This is a genomic window from Streptomyces sp. NBC_00457 (assembly GCF_036014015.1).
Classification (GTDB): Bacteria; Actinomycetota; Actinomycetes; order Streptomycetales; family Streptomycetaceae; genus Streptomyces.
On the sequence record NZ_CP107905.1, the window covers coordinates 2851661 to 2867794 of the forward strand.

Here is a 16134-nt window from a genome sequence, read left to right on the forward strand (position 1 = left end):
CCGCACGCCAACCGGTGTGCGGGGCACCGGCGTTGTCGTCGCTAGAGGTCTTCCTGCCAGGCGGCGAGTGCGAGGCCGGGCTCGTCCTTCTGGCGGGCGAGGCGCAGGACGCCGTCCGGGGTCATGCTGGCGGCCACGACACGTCCCTCGGCGTCCTCCGCCAGGGCGACCCGGGTGCCTGACGGAAGCTGCGGGCCGGACTCCGTCCACCACAGGCCCGCCGACTCCTGTTCGGTCGGGTAGGCGGCGAAGGCGACCCGGCCGGAGGCCGAGCGCTGCGCGAGCAGGGTGCAGTCGTGGCCGTCCAGGACGCAGCGGAAGGTGGCCACCGGGCCGGGGCCCACGGCGGCGATGAGCGCGACCGGGTCGCCGCCGCCCGGCCGCCACGCGTACAGCATGCCCTCGGGGTCCGCGAAGAACAGCGTCGTGTGCTCCTTCGACGTCGGCAGCGCGCTCAGCGTGCCCGGCTCGATGCGGACGGGCAGGGGATCGGCCGCGACCGGGCGGGCGCCGGGTTCCTGCTGATGCCAGCTCAGGATCCCGTCGGGGTTGGTGCCGTACACCTCGACGAGGCCCGACTCCCCGGTGACGGCGACGAGTTCCTCGTGGACCCTGGAGCCCCTGAGGTTGTGCCAGGCGTTCCAGCCGCCGCGTTCCTTCTGGTTGATGGTGTGGACGCCCTTGCTGCGGTTGCGCACGAAGAGGTACGCCCGGCCCTCGGCGTCGACGGCGACGGCCGGGGTGCCGGTCCGGTCGCCGTTCTTCTGGGGATGGCCGATCGGGATCCAGTCCAGGGGCGCGAGCAGGGGCCGGAAGTGTGTGGAGTGCACCAGGCCCGACTCGCCCGGCACCGTGGGCCGCCAGGCGACCAGATGGGCGTAGCCGTCGGCACCTTGGCCGACCGCGAACCCCGCGTGCACACTCTGCTCGCCGCCCACGCGGCGCGGGGCGTCCCAGGTGCCGCCGGGGACGCGTTCCGCCCGGCACAGGACGGCGTCGTCCGACAGCCAGTAGACGCCGAGGCGGCCGTCGCGGCCGCGGATGAGCCAGTCGCCGTTCACCGCCTCACTCTAATCGGGGCGGACCACGCTCCGGGGATCGGCCCCCGCCTGGTCACAGCCGTGCGGGCCGACACTTCTCCTGCACGGCCGGACGGCCGCGCCCGCGTCTTCCGGCGCCGAAACCGGGCAGGCATTCCCCTACGTTGGACAGACGTGGCACTCGCGCACACCCGCGACACAGAAAGTTGACGCAGATGACCGACCAGCTGACCGTGAGCGTCCTGGGCACCGGGATCATGGGGGCCGCGATGGCCCGTAACCTCGCGAAGTCCGGCCTCGCCGTGCGGGCCTGGAACCGCACCCGCGCCAAGGCGGAACCCCTCGCCGCCGACGGTGCGTACATCGCCGACACGCCCGCCGACGCGGTCCGGGGCGCCGATGTCGTACTGACCATGCTGTACGACGGTCCCGCCGCGCTGGACGTCATGGACGAGGCCGCGCCCGGCCTGCGTTCCGGCGCCGTCTGGGTGCAGTCCACCACCGCCGGGCTCGACTCGATCGCCGATCTGGCGGCCTTCGCCCAGGCACACGACCTGGTGTTCTACGACGCGCCCGTGCTGGGCACCCGGCAGCCCGCCGAGGCCGGGCAGCTCACCGTGCTCGCCGCCGGGCCGGAGCGGGGGCGGAGGACCGTGACGCCGGTGTTCGACGCGGTCGGTGCGCGCACCGTGTGGACCGGGGAGGACGGGGCGGCGGGCACCGCGACGCGGCTGAAGCTGGTGGCCAACAGCTGGGTGATCGCCGCGACCAACGCCACCGGTGAGGTGCTGGCGCTGGCCAAGGCGCTCGAGGTGGATCCGCAGGGCTTCTTCGACCTCATCGCGGGTGGGCCGCTCGACATGGGGTATCTGCGGGCGAAGGCCGGGCTCGTACTGGAGAACCGGCTGACGCCCCCTCAGTTCGCGGTGACGACCGCGGCGAAGGATGCGCGGCTGATCGTCGAGGCGGCTGCGCGGCGCGGGGTACGGCTGGATGGCGCGGCGGCCGGTGCGCAGCGGTTGGAGCGGGCGGTTGTGCAGGGGCATGGGGGCGAGGACATGGTGGCGGCGTATTTCGCCAGCTTTGACGAGAAGTCGGAGGACTGAGCGCGGGGGTGAGTGCTGGGCGGGGGTGGGTCGCGCAGCCCGGCGCGAGGGCTGAGGCGGCGTGGGTCGCACAGCCGCCGCGCCGTCGTGGCCGGGGTGGGGTGGGCCGCGCAGCCCGGCGCTGACGGGGTGCCGCCTGCGCCCACCCGTGCCGCCCCAGGCGGCACGCATGCCCGCAGCTGGGCGGGACGGGGGTCCGCAGCTTGGCGCGACGGCAACCCGCCGCCTGCAGGGTGGGCGCCGACCCAGACCGCACGCATGCCCGCGGCTGGGCGGGACGGGGGTCCGCAGCTTGGCGGGACGGCAGCCCGTCGGCTGCAGGGTGGGCGCCGACCCAGACCGCACGCATGCCCGCAGCTGGGCGGGACGGGAGTCCGCAGCTTGGCGGGACGGCAGCCCGTCGGCTGCAGGGTGGGCGCCGACCCAGACCGCACGCATGCCCGCAGCTGGGCGGGACGGGAGTCCGCAGCTTGGCGGGACGGCAGCCCGTCGGCTGCAGGGTGGGCGCCGACCCAGACCGCACGCAGGCCCGCAGCTGGGCGGGACGGGAGTCCGCAGCTTGGCGGGACGGCAGCCCGTCGGCTGCAGGGTGGGCGCCGACCCAGACCGCACGCATGCCCGCAGCTGGGCGGGCGCCGCGTGCGATCCTAGGCCCATGAATGACGAATCTCCGCTGCTCGTCATCGTCGACGCGGCCAATGTCGTCGGGTCGGTGCCCGATGGGTGGTGGCGGGATCGGCGGGGGGCTGCGGAGCGGTTGCGGGATGTGCTGGCTGCTGATGGGGTGCCGGGGCATTCCGGGGCCGTGGAGATCGTGCTCGTTGTCGAGGGGGCCGCTCGGGGGGTCGAGGCCGTGCCCGGCGTGCGGGTCGAGGGGGCGAGTGGGAGCGGGGACGATCACATGGTCGAGCTGGTCGCGCGGGCGGACGGACGGGACTGTCTCGTCGTCACGGCCGACCGTGAACTGCGGCGCCGGGTGACGGAGTTGGGCGCGGAGGTCACCGGCCCCCGGTCGATCCGCCGGCGGTGATCTCGTACCCGGCGAGCGACAGCCGCATCCCGCACTGGTCCTCGGCCTCCACCGTCACCCGCTGCCCCCAGTGGGCGGTGAGGCGCTGCGCCACGTCGACCAGACGGCGGCGCTCCTGCGGGGTGTAGGCGGGGAAGCGGGTCCAGCCGCGTTCGGCGATCTGGTGGCCGAGTTCGTGGAACAGGGCGGACCTGGTGCGCTGTTCCTCCTCGTCGGTGAGCGGGGTGGACTCTTCGCCTTCCGTGTACCGCACGTTGTACAGGTCTCGGATCACTGATGGCTCGCCGTTCCGGTCGGGTACGTGTCCGACGAGCCTACCGACCCCGCGGTCTCCGCCGGAGCGGGCCCGCGGGGCCGGATCGGTGGCTCGGTCGGCTACTGGGCGTCGCCGGGCTTCGGCGGCTTCACCACGTCGCTGACCTTCGTCTCCGCGTGCCGTCCGAGACGGCTGTGGGAGCGGCCGTAGACGAAGTACACGACGAAGCCGGCGGCCATCCAGATGGCGAAGCGGAGCCAGGTCTCGGCGGGCAGGTTGAGCATCAGCCACAGCGAGGCGCACACCGACAGGATCGGGATGAACGGCACCCACGGGGTGCGGAAGGCCCGGTGCAGGTCGGGGCGGCTGCGCCGCAGGATGATCACGCCGATCGCGACGACCACGAAGGCGAACAGCGTGCCGATGTTCACCAGCTCCGCCAGCTCGCTGAGCGGGGTGAAGCCGGCGAGGATCGCGATGAGCACGCCGAGCAGGATGGTCGGCCGGTGCGGGGTCTTGAACCGCGGATGGACGTGGGAGAAGAAGCGCGGCAGCAGCCCGTCACGGCTCATCGCGAAGAAGACCCGGGTCTGGCCGAGCAGCAGGATCATGCAGACCGTCGTCAGGCCGACCGCGGCGCCGAAGCTGATGAAGCCCGCGAACCAGGGATGCCCGGTGGCCTTGAAGGCGTCGGCGAGCGGGGCGGTGATCGACAGATCTGTGTAGTGCTGCATGCCGGTCACGACGATCGACACGGCGACATACAGGGTCGTGCAGATGAGGAGCGATCCGAGGATGCCGCGGGGCATGTCGCGCTGTGGGTTCTTGGTCTCCTCGGCGGCCGTGGCGACGACGTCGAAGCCGATGAAGGCGAAGAAGACGACGGAGGCGGCGGTGAAGATGCCCATCACGCCGAAGTTGGCGGGCGCCCAGCCGAAGATCAGCTGGATGAGCGGGGATTGCAGGCTATCCCCCGCGTCCACGGGCTGCGCCTTCGGAATGAACGGGTCGTAGTTGTCGCCGTCGATGAAGAAGGCGCCCGCGATGATCACGGTCAGTACCACCGTCACCTTGATGGCGACGACGAGCGAGGTGACCCGCGCGGAGAGCTTGGTGCCGACCACGAGGATGGCGGTGAGCAGCAGGACGAGCGCGGCGGCGAGGATGTCGAAGCCGAAGCCGTCGGCGCCGTCTCTGGTGCCGAGCGCCTCGGGCAGCTCCCAGCCCGCGTTGTCCATCAGGGAGGCGACGTAGCCGGACCAGCCGACGGCCACCACCGCCGTGCCGAGCGCGAACTCCAGGACCAGGTCCCAGCCGATGGTCCAGGCGGGCAGTTCGCCGAGAGAGGCGTACGAGAACGTGTACGCGGAGCCCGCCACCGGGACCGTGGAGGCGAACTCGGCGTAGCAGAGCGCGGCGAGCGCGCAGACGACGCCGGCCGCGACGAAGGCCAGCGCGACGGAGGGACCGGCGTTGTTCTTGGCGACCGTGCCGGTGAGGACGAAGATGCCGGTGCCGATGATGACGCCGACGCCGAACACCGTCAGATCGAGCGCGGACAAGGATTTCTTGAGCGCGTGCTCGGGTTCCTCGGTATCGAGGATGGACTGCTCGACCTTCTTCGTCCTGAAGAGGGTGCTGCTCACGGGCGTACCTCCCACGCTGTGTCGTCCTCGACATGATCGAGAGGGGGCGTGGTGCGTATGCCCCGGCGCGGTTCGTTTCACACGGATGGGCCGGTTTCACCACCCTTCGCGGTGGTGGAACCGACCCATCCGGACGCGGAGTGAGGCGCTAAGCGCTCCGCTGGAAGTCCGGTGCTTGTCCGCGGGTCCGTCGTGGCTGGTCGCGCCCACGCGGCGGAGCCGCACATTGATACAGCCCCGCGCCCCTTCGGGGCGCTGCCGAACCGTACCGGACTTCACCGGGCCCGCTTAGTCGCGCGCGGGCTCCACGGTGGCCTCCGGACGGTCGAAACGGCCGTCCAGCTTGGAGACCAGCCCGGTGACCTGGCGGGCGATGTCGGGCGCGGTCAGCCCGATCTCGGCCATGACCTCCTTGCGGGAGGCGTGGTCGAGGAAGCGCGGCGGGATGCCGAAGTCGCGCAGCGGGACGTCGACGCCGGCGTCACGCAGGGCCTGGGCGATCGTCGAGCCGACACCGCCGACGCGGGAGTTGTCCTCGACGGTGACGACCACGCGGTGCCGCTCGGCGAGGGGCGCCATGGCCTCGTCGACGGGCTTGACCCAGCGCGGGTCGACGACGGTCGTGGAGATGCCCTGCTTGTCGAGCAGGGAGGCAATCTCCAGGCACATCGGCGCCAGGGCGCCCACCGAGACCAGGAGCACGTCCGGCGTCTCCGTCCCCGGCTCGCGCAGTACGTCCATGCCGCCGACGCGGCCCACGGCGGGTACGGCGGGGCCGACGGCGCCCTTCGAGAAGCGGACCACGGTCGGCGCGTCGGTCACGTCGACGGCCTCGCGCAGCTGGGCGCGGACCTGGTCGGCGTCGCGCGGGGCGGCCAGCCGCAGCCCGGGGACGACCTGGAGGATCGACATGTCCCACATGCCGTTGTGGGAGGCGCCGTCGGTGCCGGTGACGCCGGCCCGGTCCAGTACGAACGTCACACCGCACTTGTGGAGGGCGACATCCATCAGGACCTGGTCGAAGGCACGATTGAGGAATGTGGCGTACACCGCGAACACCGGATGCAGACCGCCCGTGGCCAGGCCCGCCGCGGAGACGGCGCCGTGCTGCTCGGCGATCCCGACGTCGTAGACCCGCTCCGGGAAGGCCTTGGCGAACCGGTCGAGGCCGACCGGCTGGAGCATGGCCGCGGTGATGGCGACGATGTCCTCGCGCTCCTTGCCGAGCTTGACCATCTCCTCGCCGAAGACGGAGGTCCAGTCGGCGCCGGAGGAGGCGATCGGCAGGCCCGTGTCGGGGTGGATCTTGCCGACGGCGTGGAAGCGGTCGGCCTCGTCCTGGAGGGCGGGCTGGTAGCCGCGGCCCTTCTCGGTGAGGCAGTGCACGATGACGGGCCCGCCGAAGCGCTTCGCCCGCGCCAGCGCGGACTCCAGGGCTTCGATGTCGTGGCCGTCGATCGGGCCGACGTACTTCAGGCCGAGGTCCTCGAACATGCCCTGGGGCGCGATGAAGTCCTTCAGGCCCTTCTTGGCGCCGTGGAGGGTCTCGTAGAGCGGCCTGCCGACGACGGGCGTGCGGTCGAGGATCTCCTTCGTCCGGGTGAGGAAGCGCTCGTACCCGTCGGTCGTCCGCAGCGTGGCCAGGTGGTTGGCGAGACCGCCGATGGTGGGCGCGTACGACCGTTCGTTGTCGTTGACGACGATGACGAGCGGGCGGTCCTTGGCCTCGGCGATGTTGTTGAGGGCTTCCCAGGCCATGCCGCCGGTCAGGGCGCCGTCACCGATCACGGCGACCACGTGGTCGTCGCGTTTACGGATCTCGTTCGCTTTCGCGAGGCCGTCGGCCCAGCCGAGGACCGTGGAGGCGTGCGAGTTCTCGATGACGTCGTGCTCGGACTCGGCCTGCGAGGGGTAGCCGGACAGTCCGCCCTTCATCTTCAGCCTGCTGAAGTCCTGGCGGCCGGTGAGCAGCTTGTGCACATAGGACTGGTGGCCGGTGTCCCAGAGCACCTTGTCCTTGGGTGACTCGAAGACCCGGTGCAGCGCGATGGTGAGCTCGACCACGCCGAGGTTCGGGCCGAGGTGGCCGCCGGTCTTGGAGACGGCTTCGACCAGGAAGCTCCGGATCTCCTCCGCCAGCAGGGCCAGCTCCTCCAGGCTGAGCCGGTCCAGATCGCGCGGTCCCCTGATGCGGGTCAGCAGCGGCACCCGTGCCTCCTTGCAGTAGAGCTGATCGAGCTGTTGCCGGGCCTGTCGAGTCTAATGTTCCGCCTGAGCGGGCGATGCCCGGGCGGTGCGTCATAGGTCACGCGATCGGCTGTACCCAGCTTGTGGCAGTCCTACGACATGACTGTTGCCCGGCACCTGAAGATGCCGGGCAACAGTCACGCCACTAAGGGGCGCGGGGAACTGCGCGACCAGCCACAGCCGACCCGCGGCCCGCGAACGACCTGTCTAGGCACGACCTGCCGTCTTCTGCGTCTTACGGGTGATCGAGTCAATGACCACCGTCGTCAGCAGAACACCCGCAGTGATCATGTACTTCACCGGCTCCGCGATGGACTCCAACTGCAGCCCGTACTGGATCGACACGATCACCAGCACACCCAGCAGCGCGTTCCACGTACGCCCACGCCCACCGAACAGCGACGTACCACCGATGACCGCCGCGGCGATCGCGTTCATCAGCAGGTCACCCGTACCGGCACTCTGGTTGGCGGACGCGATCTTCGAGGCCAGGAACAGACCACCGATCGCCGCGAACCCACCCGAGATCGCGAACACCGAGATCCGAATCGCGGTGACGTTGATGCCCGCACGGCGGGACGCCTCCACGCTGCCGCCGAGGGCGAAGATCTTGCGGCCGTACGAGGTACGCCGCAGCACGAAGTCGGTCAGGAACAGGAAGCCCAGGAAGATCACCGTGGCCAGCGGCAGGCCCTTGTACTGGTTGTACATGGCCGCCGCGGCGAAGGAGACGATGGCCAGCAGCACCGTCCGCATGAGCGTGTCGCTGAGCGGCCGGGACGGAACGCCCGCTGCCTCCCGGCGCCGGTTGCCCAGGAACGACGTGATGAAGAAGACGGCGACCATCACGACCGCGAGACCGTACGCGGCAGCCACGTCGCTGAAGAAGTACGTGGTCAGATTGCCGATGAAGCCGTCGCTGTCGAGGTTGATCGTGCCGTTCTCGCCGAGCGTCTGGAGCATGAAGCCCAGCCAGAACAGCAGACCCGCCAGGGTCACGGCGAAGGCGGGAGCGCCGAGCACCGCGAAGAAGAAGCCGTGTGCCGCGCCGATGGCCGCACCGGCGGCGACGGCGAAGAGCACCGCCATCCACTCGGGCCAGCCCTGGTTGACGGCGAGGACGGCCGCGATGGCGCTGGCCGCGCCGCTGACCGAGCCGACCGACAGGTCGATCTCGCCGAGCAGCAGCACGAAGACGATGCCGACGGAGATCATGCCCGTGCCGACCATCGTGACGGTGATGTCGCTGATGTTCTGCGCGGACAGGAACTGCGAGTTCAGGGTCTGGAAGACGACGCAGATGACGACCAGGCCGATGATGACCGGCAGGGAGCCCAGCTCGCCCGCCTTGATCTTCCGCTTGAACTCGCCGAGGTAGCCGGCCAGGCCCCGCTCGCGCACCAGCAGCCGCGGGTCGACCGCGGTCACCGCGGCCGCGGCGGCCTCGGGGTTCTCGACGGCGTGCGCGTCCTGCGGGGACGAGGAGGTCTTGTCGATGCTCACTGTTAAACCTCCCCGGTCGTGCGCGCCGCACGGCGGGTCACGGCGTTGTCGGTGGCGCCGGTGATGGCGGAGATGATCTCCTCCTGCGAGGTCGTCTTGACCTCGAAGACGCCGTTGTTCTGACCCAGTCGCAGCACGGCGACCTTGTCGGCCACGGCCTTCACATCGGCCATGTTGTGGCTGATGAGGATGACCGCGTGGCCGCGCTCACGCAGCCGCTCCACCAGGTCGAGGACCTGGGCGGTCTGCTCGACACCGAGGGCCGCGGTGGGCTCGTCGAGAATGACCAGCTTGGGCTCGCCGAGCATGGAGCGGGCGATGGCCACGGTCTGGCGCTGACCGCCGGAGAGCGAGGCGATCGGGATACGGACACTGGGGATGCGGATGGAAAGCGTCTTCAGCAGCTCCTGCGAGCGGCGCTCCATCTCGACCTCGTCGAGGACGCCCCACTTCCTCAGCTCACGGCCGAGGAACAGGTTGCCGACGACGTCGATGTTGTCGCACAGCGCGAGGTCCTGGTAGACCGTCGCGATGCCCAGGGCCTGGGCGTCGTGCGGCCGGTTGATCGAAACGGCCTTGCCGTCCCATTCGATGACGCCCTCATCGATGGGGTGTACGCCGGCAATTGTCTTGACCAGCGTGGACTTTCCGGCGCCGTTGTCGCCGACGAGGGCGACCACCTCGCCGGAGTGGACCTCAAGCTCTACGTCGGTGAGCGCCTGAACGGCACCGAATCGCTTGGAGACCCCGCGCAACGCCAGCACGGGCGTAGCGGACACGTGAACCATCTCCTTCGCCGCCTGACCCGGCGGGAGGTTGTGCAGAAAGATTTGGGGGATGTTCCGTCCGGCGCCCCGCAACGAGCTTGCGGGGCTGTGTGTATGCGGGGCGCCGGAGGAGCCTGGAGAGCGGCAGTCCCAGTACGGGAGTTCGGACAAGGATTCCCGAATTCCCGTACGTTCACAGGGACTTGTGGCTGTTTACTTCAGACCGATCTTGTCGCAGGCCGACTTGTACTTGGCCGTGCAGATCTCGTCGATCGTGTAGACGCCGTCCTTGATGACGGTGTCGTTGATGTTGTCCTGGGTCATCGAGGTGACCGGGACCAGAACCGAGGGAACGTCCTTGGCGCTGCCGCTGTCGACCTTGTCCTTGGCGATGGAGTCCAGGGACTCGCCCTTGGCGAGCGCGACAGCCATCTCGGCGGCGGCGTTGGCCTCGGGGGCGTACGGCTTGTAGACGCTCATGAACTGGTCGCCGGTGACGATGCGCTGGACGGCGGCGAGTTCGGCGTCCTGGCCGGTGACCGGAGCGTCGATGCCGGCCGACTTCAGGGCGGTGATGATGCCGCCCGCCATGCCGTCGTTGGCGGAGTAGACACCGATGATCTTGTCCTTGCCGAGCGCCGAGATCGCCGACTCCATGTTGGCGTTGGCGTTGTCCGGCGACCACTCCTTGGTGTCGTACTCCTTGCCGATGTTCACCTTGCCGTCGAGGACGGAGTGCGCGCCCTCCTTGAACTGGGCGGCGTTCGGGTCGGTGACGGAACCGTTCATCATGACGACCTGGCCGTCCTTGGCCTTGTCGCCCAGCGCCTTGAGCAGGGCCTCGCCCTGGGTCTTGCCGACCGAGACGTTGTCGAACGAGGTGTAGGCGCTGATCGGGCCCTCGGCGAGGCGGTCGTAGGCGACGACCTTGATGCCGGCGTCCACGGCCTTCTGTACGGAGTTCTGGATGGCCTTGGCGTCCACGGCGTCCAGGATCAGCACGTCCACCTTGTTGGTGATCATCGTGTCGACCTGCTGGGCCTGGAGGTTGGCGTCCTGGCGGGCGTTGTTGTACTGGATCTCCGCCTTGTTGTTCGTCAGCTCCCCGATCTTCTTCTCGATCAAGGGGCGGTCGAACTTCTCGTACCGCGCGGTCTTGTTCTCCGGAAGCAGGAGACCGACCTTGATGTTGTCACCCTTGGCGGCGGTACCAGCGGTCTCGCTGCCTCCGTCGGCTTCCTCAGCGCTGCCACAGGCGGCGAGGGAAACGGCCATCGCACCTGCGGCAATGGCAACGGCGGCACGACGCATACGCGTGTTCACTTCAGAAACCTCCCTGACGAGGCCGCGTCGTTGCGGCCGAGGTGGCTGGAAGTCAACTCGGCCACACGTGCGACGTCAAGAAGTAAATCCTTAACGGGTTGGCAACGGTGCCATCCGTTCTCTAAGTGAAGACAGGGGCAGCGGCCGTCAACGACCCGTCCAAAAGGGTCGAATCACCCATCTCACTGAGCGCCAGCGCAAGGGCCCCGAGGACCTCCGCGCGGCCGCCAAGTGCCCCTGGCAACACCGAGAGCTGACGTGCGGCACTCGGGATCGCGTACCGGCCGACCGACTCCCTGATGGGCCCGAGCACCAGCTCACCGGCCTCGGCGAGATCACCGCCGAGGACCACTCGGCTCGGGTTGAGCAAATTGCAGAGATTGGCGACTCCACTGCCGATGTGACGGCCGACGTCGGCGATCACCCGACGGCAGCCAGGGTCTCCGTCCCGCGCCAGCCGTACGACGCCTTCCATGGTCAGATCGGTGCCGTGGCTGGACTGGAGGAGCGGGAGCACATAGCGCGCGGCCGTGAAGGTCTCCAGGCAGCCCCGGTTGCCGCAGCGGCAGACGGGACCGGACTCATCAAGAGTAATATGCCCGATTTCTCCCGCTGTGCCACCCGGGCCGCGGTAGATCTTGCCGTTGATGACCAGACCGGCGCCGACACCACTGGCGACCTTGATGTACGCCAGGTCCCTCGCACCCCGGCCGCTGCCCCAGACCATCTCGCCGAGGGCGGCCAGGTTGGCGTCGTTGTCGACATGGACGGGCACGCCGAGCCGCCCCCGCAGCTCCTCGGCGGGCTTGGTGCCGGTCCAGCCCGGCAGGATCGCGGTGGAGCCCAGGGTGCCCGACTCGACGTCGATCGGTCCCGGCACGCCCAGGCCCACGCCCGCGACCTTGGAACTGTCCACTCCGGTCGCCGCGATCAGCCGGTTGACCAGCTCTTCCGCCCGGTCGAAGCTCTGCGTGGCGGAGGCGTCCACATCGAGCGGCTCGGCCTCCTCGGCCAGCACCTGATGGGCGAGATTCCCGACCGCGACGCGCAAATGCGTATGCCCGAAGTCCACCCCGATCACGATCCCGGCGTCCCCGCTCAGGGAGACGCTGCGGGCCCTGCGGCCGCCCGCCGAAGTGGGTGTGACCTCGACCGTTCCGCCGTCCTTGAGCTCCCGGACGATGTTGGAGACCGTCGCCGCGGACAGTCCGGTCGTCCTCGCGATCTCCGCCTGCGTGAGCGAGCCCGCCAGCCGTACGGCCCGGACGACCCGCTCCAGGTTGGCTCGGTGCAGCGACGACTGCGACCCCGGAGTCTCCACGACGACCTCCTGCGCGCGGGACCGCTTCAATGAGGCCCCGTCTATGTCCAACTAGTGAACTCTAAGCTGAGCTGTTCGGGTCGCCTCCCGTCAAGAGGTTGAACCGGATCGGGGCGCTCGCGCATGCCTGTGCGCGCCGCCCCGACGCGGGAGCGGCGCGCGGCCGGACCGTCGCGGAGTGTTACTTCAGGGTCGCCGAAGTCAGACCCGCCTGCACCTGACGCTGGAAGGACAGATACACGACCAGCATCGGGATCATCGCGATCGTCACGCCCGCGAACAGCACGGGGAGGTCGGAGGCGTACCCCTGCTGCTGTTGCAGCTGGATGAGGCCTTGAGTGAGGACATAGCGCTCGGGGTCGTCACCGCTTTGCGGCTGCATCAGGACCGTCGGCAGGATGAACTGGTTCCACTGCCCGAGCGTATTGAAGATGCCGACGCTGAGCAGGCCCGGCTTCGCCATCGGCAGCATCACCTGGAAGAAGGTCCGGGTGTGCGAGGCCCCGTCCAGGACGGCCGCCTCGAAGACCGCTGTCGGCAGGGTCCGGAAGAAGGCGTGCATGAAGAACACCGTGAACGGCATCGAGTAGGCGACATAGACCAGGATCAGCCCCTGATACGTGTTCAGCATGTCCAGCCGCTTGACCATGAAGAACAGCGGGACCAGCGCCAGGAACACGGGGAACATCGCGCCCGCGACGAAGAAGTAGTACAGGAAGCGGTTCCCCCAGAACTGGTAGCGGGCCAGCACGTACGCCGCCATCGAGCCGAACAGCATCGTCAGCGGCACCGAGAACACCAGCACGATGACCGTGTTGACGAAGTAGTCGCCGATGCCCTTGTCCCAGGCGCGGGAGAAGACGTCGAACGACCAGTTCTCCGGCCAGCCGAACGCCGAACCGCCGATCTGTGCGTCGGTCCTGAAGGAACTCAACATCAGCCACAGCAGCGGCAGCACGATCAGCAGCGCCCACAGGGCGAGGAAGCCGTGCGAGAAGACGTTCAGTACGACGCCTTCGCTCCGCTCGTCCCCCGGGCGGGCCGGGGCCTTGCCGACCGGGGGCTGGGCCGGGACGGAACCGCCTGTGGCGGCGGTCTCCTTGAGGGGTGCGCTCATCGTCGTCTCTCCGGCTCAGAACTCGATGCGGTCGCGGCGGGTGGCGCGCAGCATGACGGCGGACACGATCAGGGTGAGGACCAGCATGACGACGCCCATCGCACAGGCGTAGCCGCTCTTGCCGTACAGCAGGAAGTTCCGCATCATCACGGTCGCCATGACCTCGCTGTGGTGGTCGGGGCCACCGCCGTAGTCACCGGACGTCATGGTGGCGACGAGGATGAACATGTCCATCGCCGCGATGCCGAGATAGACCCACGCGGTCTGCACGGAGTCCCACAGCAGCGGCAGCGTGATGCGGAAGAAGGACTGGGCGCGGCCGGCGCCGTCGATGAGCGCGGCCTCGTAGATGTCCCTGGGGATGGACTGCATGGCGGCGGAGAACAGCACCAGATAGAAGCCGACGCCGTGCCAGACGACGACCGCGATCAGCGCCCACAGCACGAAATTCGGCTCGTTCAGCCACTCGACGGGGCTGTCGGCGTCGACGAGCCCCAGTTTGATCAGGAAGCCGTTGAGCATGCCGCCGCCGTCGCTGCGGTACACGGCGCCGAAAAGCACGGCGAGGATCGCGAGTGACAGCACTTGCGGGAAGAAGTAGACGACTCTGTAGAACTTGGAGCCGGCGACTCCCGAGACACCGCCGGACCGGCTGCGCCCGCCCGCGTTCAGCATGAAGGCGAAGAACAGGGCGAGCAGAATGGTGATCACCGGGATGAACACCAGGAACAGGACGTTGTGCCAGATGGCCCCCATGAAGATGTCGTCTTGGAACAGCGCTTTGTAGTTGTCCAGTCCGACGAAACTGAAGGTCTGCGACTGACCCTTCCAGTCGGTCAGCGAATAGCCGAACGTCTGGATGTACGGCCAGATGACGAAGATCAGATAGAGCGCCACGGGAACGAAGAGAAACCCCGCGACGAACCGGTACTGCCCTTTGCGCATGGCGTTCCTGCCCCTGGTGTCCGTCCCGGGCCGGGACATTCCCGGCCCGGAATCCGGTCGGTCGAGCGAGATCAGTCGCGGCGGTTCTTCTTGGACTCCGGGTCCTTGGCCTGCTTGTCGATCGCCGCCTGGCACCGCTTGAGCCATTCCGCGGGCTGAATGCGCTTGGCCATCAGCTCGTTGGACGCGTTCTCGAGGGCGGTGCCCATCTCGCTGTACCACTCGGTGTACAGGTAGCGGAAGGTGTTGTCCCCGGCCGCGTCGGACGCCTCCACCGTGGACTGCGTGCCCGGACGCAGCTGGACGCCCGTGTCGACGCCGTCCTTCAGGATGGTCAGCGAGTTCGCCTCCTTGGCGAACAGCGTCGACCACTCCTTGGACAGCATCATCCGCATGAACTCCTTGGCGCCGGCGAGGTTCTTGGCCTTGGACGGGATGATGAAGGGTTCACCGGAGCCGGCCCGGATCGCCTCGAAGGGCAGCGCGCTGTCCGGCAGCAGCGGCATCGGCATGAACTGCATGTCGAAGTCGTCCGGAGTCTGCTTGAGCTGCTCGTTCTCCAGCCAGGAACCGCTGGTGATGAACACGGCCTTGTACTGGTTCCAGCGGGTCTGGGACTCGGTGTGGGTCAGGCCGTTCGTACCGGGCATCAAGTAGCCCTTCTCGACGACCTCGTAGATCGCCTCGACGGCCGCCTTCGCGACGTCGGAGCCGACGAACGCCTTGGGGTCGAGGTTGTCGATCGCCTTCATGGCGTCCAGACCGCCCGTCTTGGCGATCAGGTCCATGATGGCGACGTTGATGTAGTACGGGTACTTGCCCTGGTGCGCGAGGCCGCCGATGCCCTGGGACTTGGCGTCCTTGCAGATGGCGAGGAAGTCGTCCCAGGTCTTGGGCACCTCCCAGCCCTTCTCCTTGAAGAGCTTGCCGGAGTACCACAGGCCCCACACCGTGTAGATGTAGTTGAGGGCGACGATCTTGCCGCCCTGCAGACCCGCGTCGATCGTGCCGGGGATGAGGGTGTCGCGGACCTTCTTGCCGGGGTCGTCGATCGACGGGGCGTCCAGGACCTCGGCGAGATCGAGGAGCTGGCCGTTCTTGTACAGGACGTCGATCGGGATCTGCTGGGCGCCCGAATCGTCCACGATGTCCGGCGGGTTGCCCCCGTTGAAGCGGGGCTGGAGCTTGCCGGTGATCTCCTGGGTGCCGGTGTGCGTGGAGGTGACGCCCCACTTCTTCTTGAAGCTCGCCTCCCAGGCCTTGGCGTAGTCGTCGCCGTAACCACCCTTGAAGATGACGACGTCGAGCTTCGAGCCCTCCTTCACCCCGAAGGGGTTCTCCTTGGACGTCTTGCCCTGGGTGTCGTTGTCGGAGTCGTCGCCTCCGCCGCCGCTCGCGCAGGCGGAGAGGAAACTCATGGTGGGAACGGAGATCAGACCGAGCGCGGCGGACCGCTTGATCAGATCACGACGGTCCACGCCTGCGGAACCGGTGTTCGCGGTGTTCGCCGTCTTGTCGGTGTTCTCGGCGGAAGTGGATCCCATGCTAAGTCCTCGCCTTCTCCAGGACTCAGGCGGTGAACCGGATCCTCCCGGCACCGCGGTCAGGTCAAGCAGGGTGGTGCAGGACGTTCGGATCGAGTGAATTGCCGACAGGTATAGTCCACTTCCCGCCAACGGAGCAAGATCGAATGCAAGGTTGGCTGTTGGTCTTTTCCGAGTTGAGACCTCGCGGAAATATGAGCGGCCTGCGCCCTCCTTGCCGGATAAATCCTCGGGATTGCCCCCGAATGCCCCACCCAACACCCTTGACAGGCTTGGCCACTTGCACCAC

13 protein-coding genes are annotated in these 16134 nt (G+C 68.5%); 2 read left to right on the top strand and 11 right to left on the bottom strand.

All coding sequences use genetic code 11. The annotated features are described in order from the left end of the window. Positions 1 to 41 precede the first annotated feature (41 nt). Positions 42 to 1061 carry a hypothetical protein gene (locus OG828_RS13020; RefSeq protein WP_328501222.1) on the bottom strand — a complete coding sequence of 340 codons (1020 nt, stop codon included), beginning with the start codon at positions 1059 to 1061 and terminating at the stop codon, positions 42 to 44. A gap of 143 nt (positions 1062 to 1204) precedes the next feature. Here OG828_RS13020 and OG828_RS13025 point away from each other — a divergent pair, with 143 nt between their 5' ends. Next, positions 1205 to 2146, top strand: a complete 942-nt coding sequence (locus tag OG828_RS13025; protein ID WP_443062396.1) for an NAD(P)-dependent oxidoreductase — start codon at positions 1205 to 1207, stop codon at positions 2144 to 2146. 655 nt (positions 2147 to 2801) lie between these two features. Beyond that, positions 2802 to 3176, top strand: a complete 375-nt coding sequence (locus OG828_RS13030) for an NTP pyrophosphohydrolase (protein WP_328438005.1) — start codon at positions 2802 to 2804, stop codon at positions 3174 to 3176. On the opposite strand, the gene OG828_RS13035 is transcribed toward OG828_RS13030, so the two are convergent. The 10 genes from OG828_RS13035 to ngcE form a co-directional block, all read right to left on the bottom strand. After that, the gene (locus tag OG828_RS13035; RefSeq protein WP_328438007.1) at positions 3145 to 3450 is read right to left on the bottom strand and encodes a hypothetical protein; all 306 of its coding nucleotides are present in this window, start codon (positions 3448 to 3450) and stop codon (positions 3145 to 3147) included. The two genes, OG828_RS13030 and OG828_RS13035, sit on opposite strands and share 32 nt — an antisense overlap. A gap of 101 nt (positions 3451 to 3551) precedes the next feature. Then, entirely contained in the window at positions 3552 to 5078 is a 1527-nt protein-coding gene (locus OG828_RS13040; protein WP_328501224.1) for an amino acid permease, read from the bottom strand. A gap of 288 nt (positions 5079 to 5366) precedes the next feature. Next, positions 5367 to 7286, bottom strand: coding sequence for a 1-deoxy-D-xylulose-5-phosphate synthase (gene dxs / locus OG828_RS13045; RefSeq protein ID WP_328354670.1), 1920 nt, complete (start codon positions 7284 to 7286; stop codon positions 5367 to 5369). A gap of 246 nt (positions 7287 to 7532) precedes the next feature. Continuing rightward, positions 7533 to 8828: a sugar ABC transporter permease gene (locus OG828_RS13050; RefSeq protein WP_328501225.1), complete on the bottom strand. Its 1296-nt coding sequence runs from the start codon at positions 8826 to 8828 to the stop codon at positions 7533 to 7535. Between the two features lie 2 nt (positions 8829 to 8830). Then, positions 8831 to 9616: an ATP-binding cassette domain-containing protein gene (locus OG828_RS13055; protein WP_328354676.1), complete on the bottom strand. Its 786-nt coding sequence runs from the start codon at positions 9614 to 9616 to the stop codon at positions 8831 to 8833. Between the two features lie 192 nt (positions 9617 to 9808). After that, positions 9809 to 10906 carry a substrate-binding domain-containing protein gene (locus OG828_RS13060; protein WP_328371807.1) on the bottom strand — a complete coding sequence of 366 codons (1098 nt, stop codon included), beginning with the start codon at positions 10904 to 10906 and terminating at the stop codon, positions 9809 to 9811. Between the two features lie 133 nt (positions 10907 to 11039). Further along, the gene (locus OG828_RS13065; protein ID WP_328354679.1) at positions 11040 to 12239 is read right to left on the bottom strand and encodes an ROK family transcriptional regulator; all 1200 of its coding nucleotides are present in this window, start codon (positions 12237 to 12239) and stop codon (positions 11040 to 11042) included. A 181-nt stretch (positions 12240 to 12420) separates the two neighbouring features. Further along, entirely contained in the window at positions 12421 to 13356 is a 936-nt protein-coding gene (locus tag OG828_RS13070) for a carbohydrate ABC transporter permease (protein ID WP_328501226.1), read from the bottom strand. A 15-nt stretch (positions 13357 to 13371) separates the two neighbouring features. Then, positions 13372 to 14301, bottom strand: coding sequence for a carbohydrate ABC transporter permease (locus tag OG828_RS13075; protein ID WP_328354685.1), 930 nt, complete (start codon positions 14299 to 14301; stop codon positions 13372 to 13374). Positions 14302 to 14372: 71 nt separating this feature from the next. Beyond that, on the bottom strand, positions 14373 to 15845 hold the full coding sequence (gene ngcE, locus OG828_RS13080) for an N-acetylglucosamine/diacetylchitobiose ABC transporter substrate-binding protein (protein ID WP_328354688.1): 1473 nt from the start codon (positions 15843 to 15845) through the stop codon (positions 14373 to 14375). Positions 15846 to 16134 lie beyond the last annotated feature (289 nt).

Excerpts from the sequence above, each read along its gene's own strand:
- OG828_RS13030 (WP_328438005.1), top strand. The coding sequence starts at position 2,802 with ATGAATGACGAATCTCCGCTGCTCGTCATCGTCGACGCGGCCAATGTC.
- OG828_RS13055 (WP_328354676.1), bottom strand. The coding sequence starts at position 9,616 with ATGGTTCACGTGTCCGCTACGCCCGTGCTGGCGTTGCGCGGGGTCTCC.
- OG828_RS13060 (WP_328371807.1), bottom strand. The coding sequence starts at position 10,906 with ATGCGTCGTGCCGCCGTTGCCATTGCCGCAGGTGCGATGGCCGTTTCC.
- OG828_RS13070 (WP_328501226.1), bottom strand. The coding sequence starts at position 13,356 with ATGAGCGCACCCCTCAAGGAGACCGCCGCCACAGGCGGTTCCGTCCCG.
- OG828_RS13075 (WP_328354685.1), bottom strand. The coding sequence starts at position 14,301 with ATGCGCAAAGGGCAGTACCGGTTCGTCGCGGGGTTTCTCTTCGTTCCC.
- ngcE (WP_328354688.1), bottom strand. The coding sequence starts at position 15,845 with ATGGGATCCACTTCCGCCGAGAACACCGACAAGACGGCGAACACCGCG.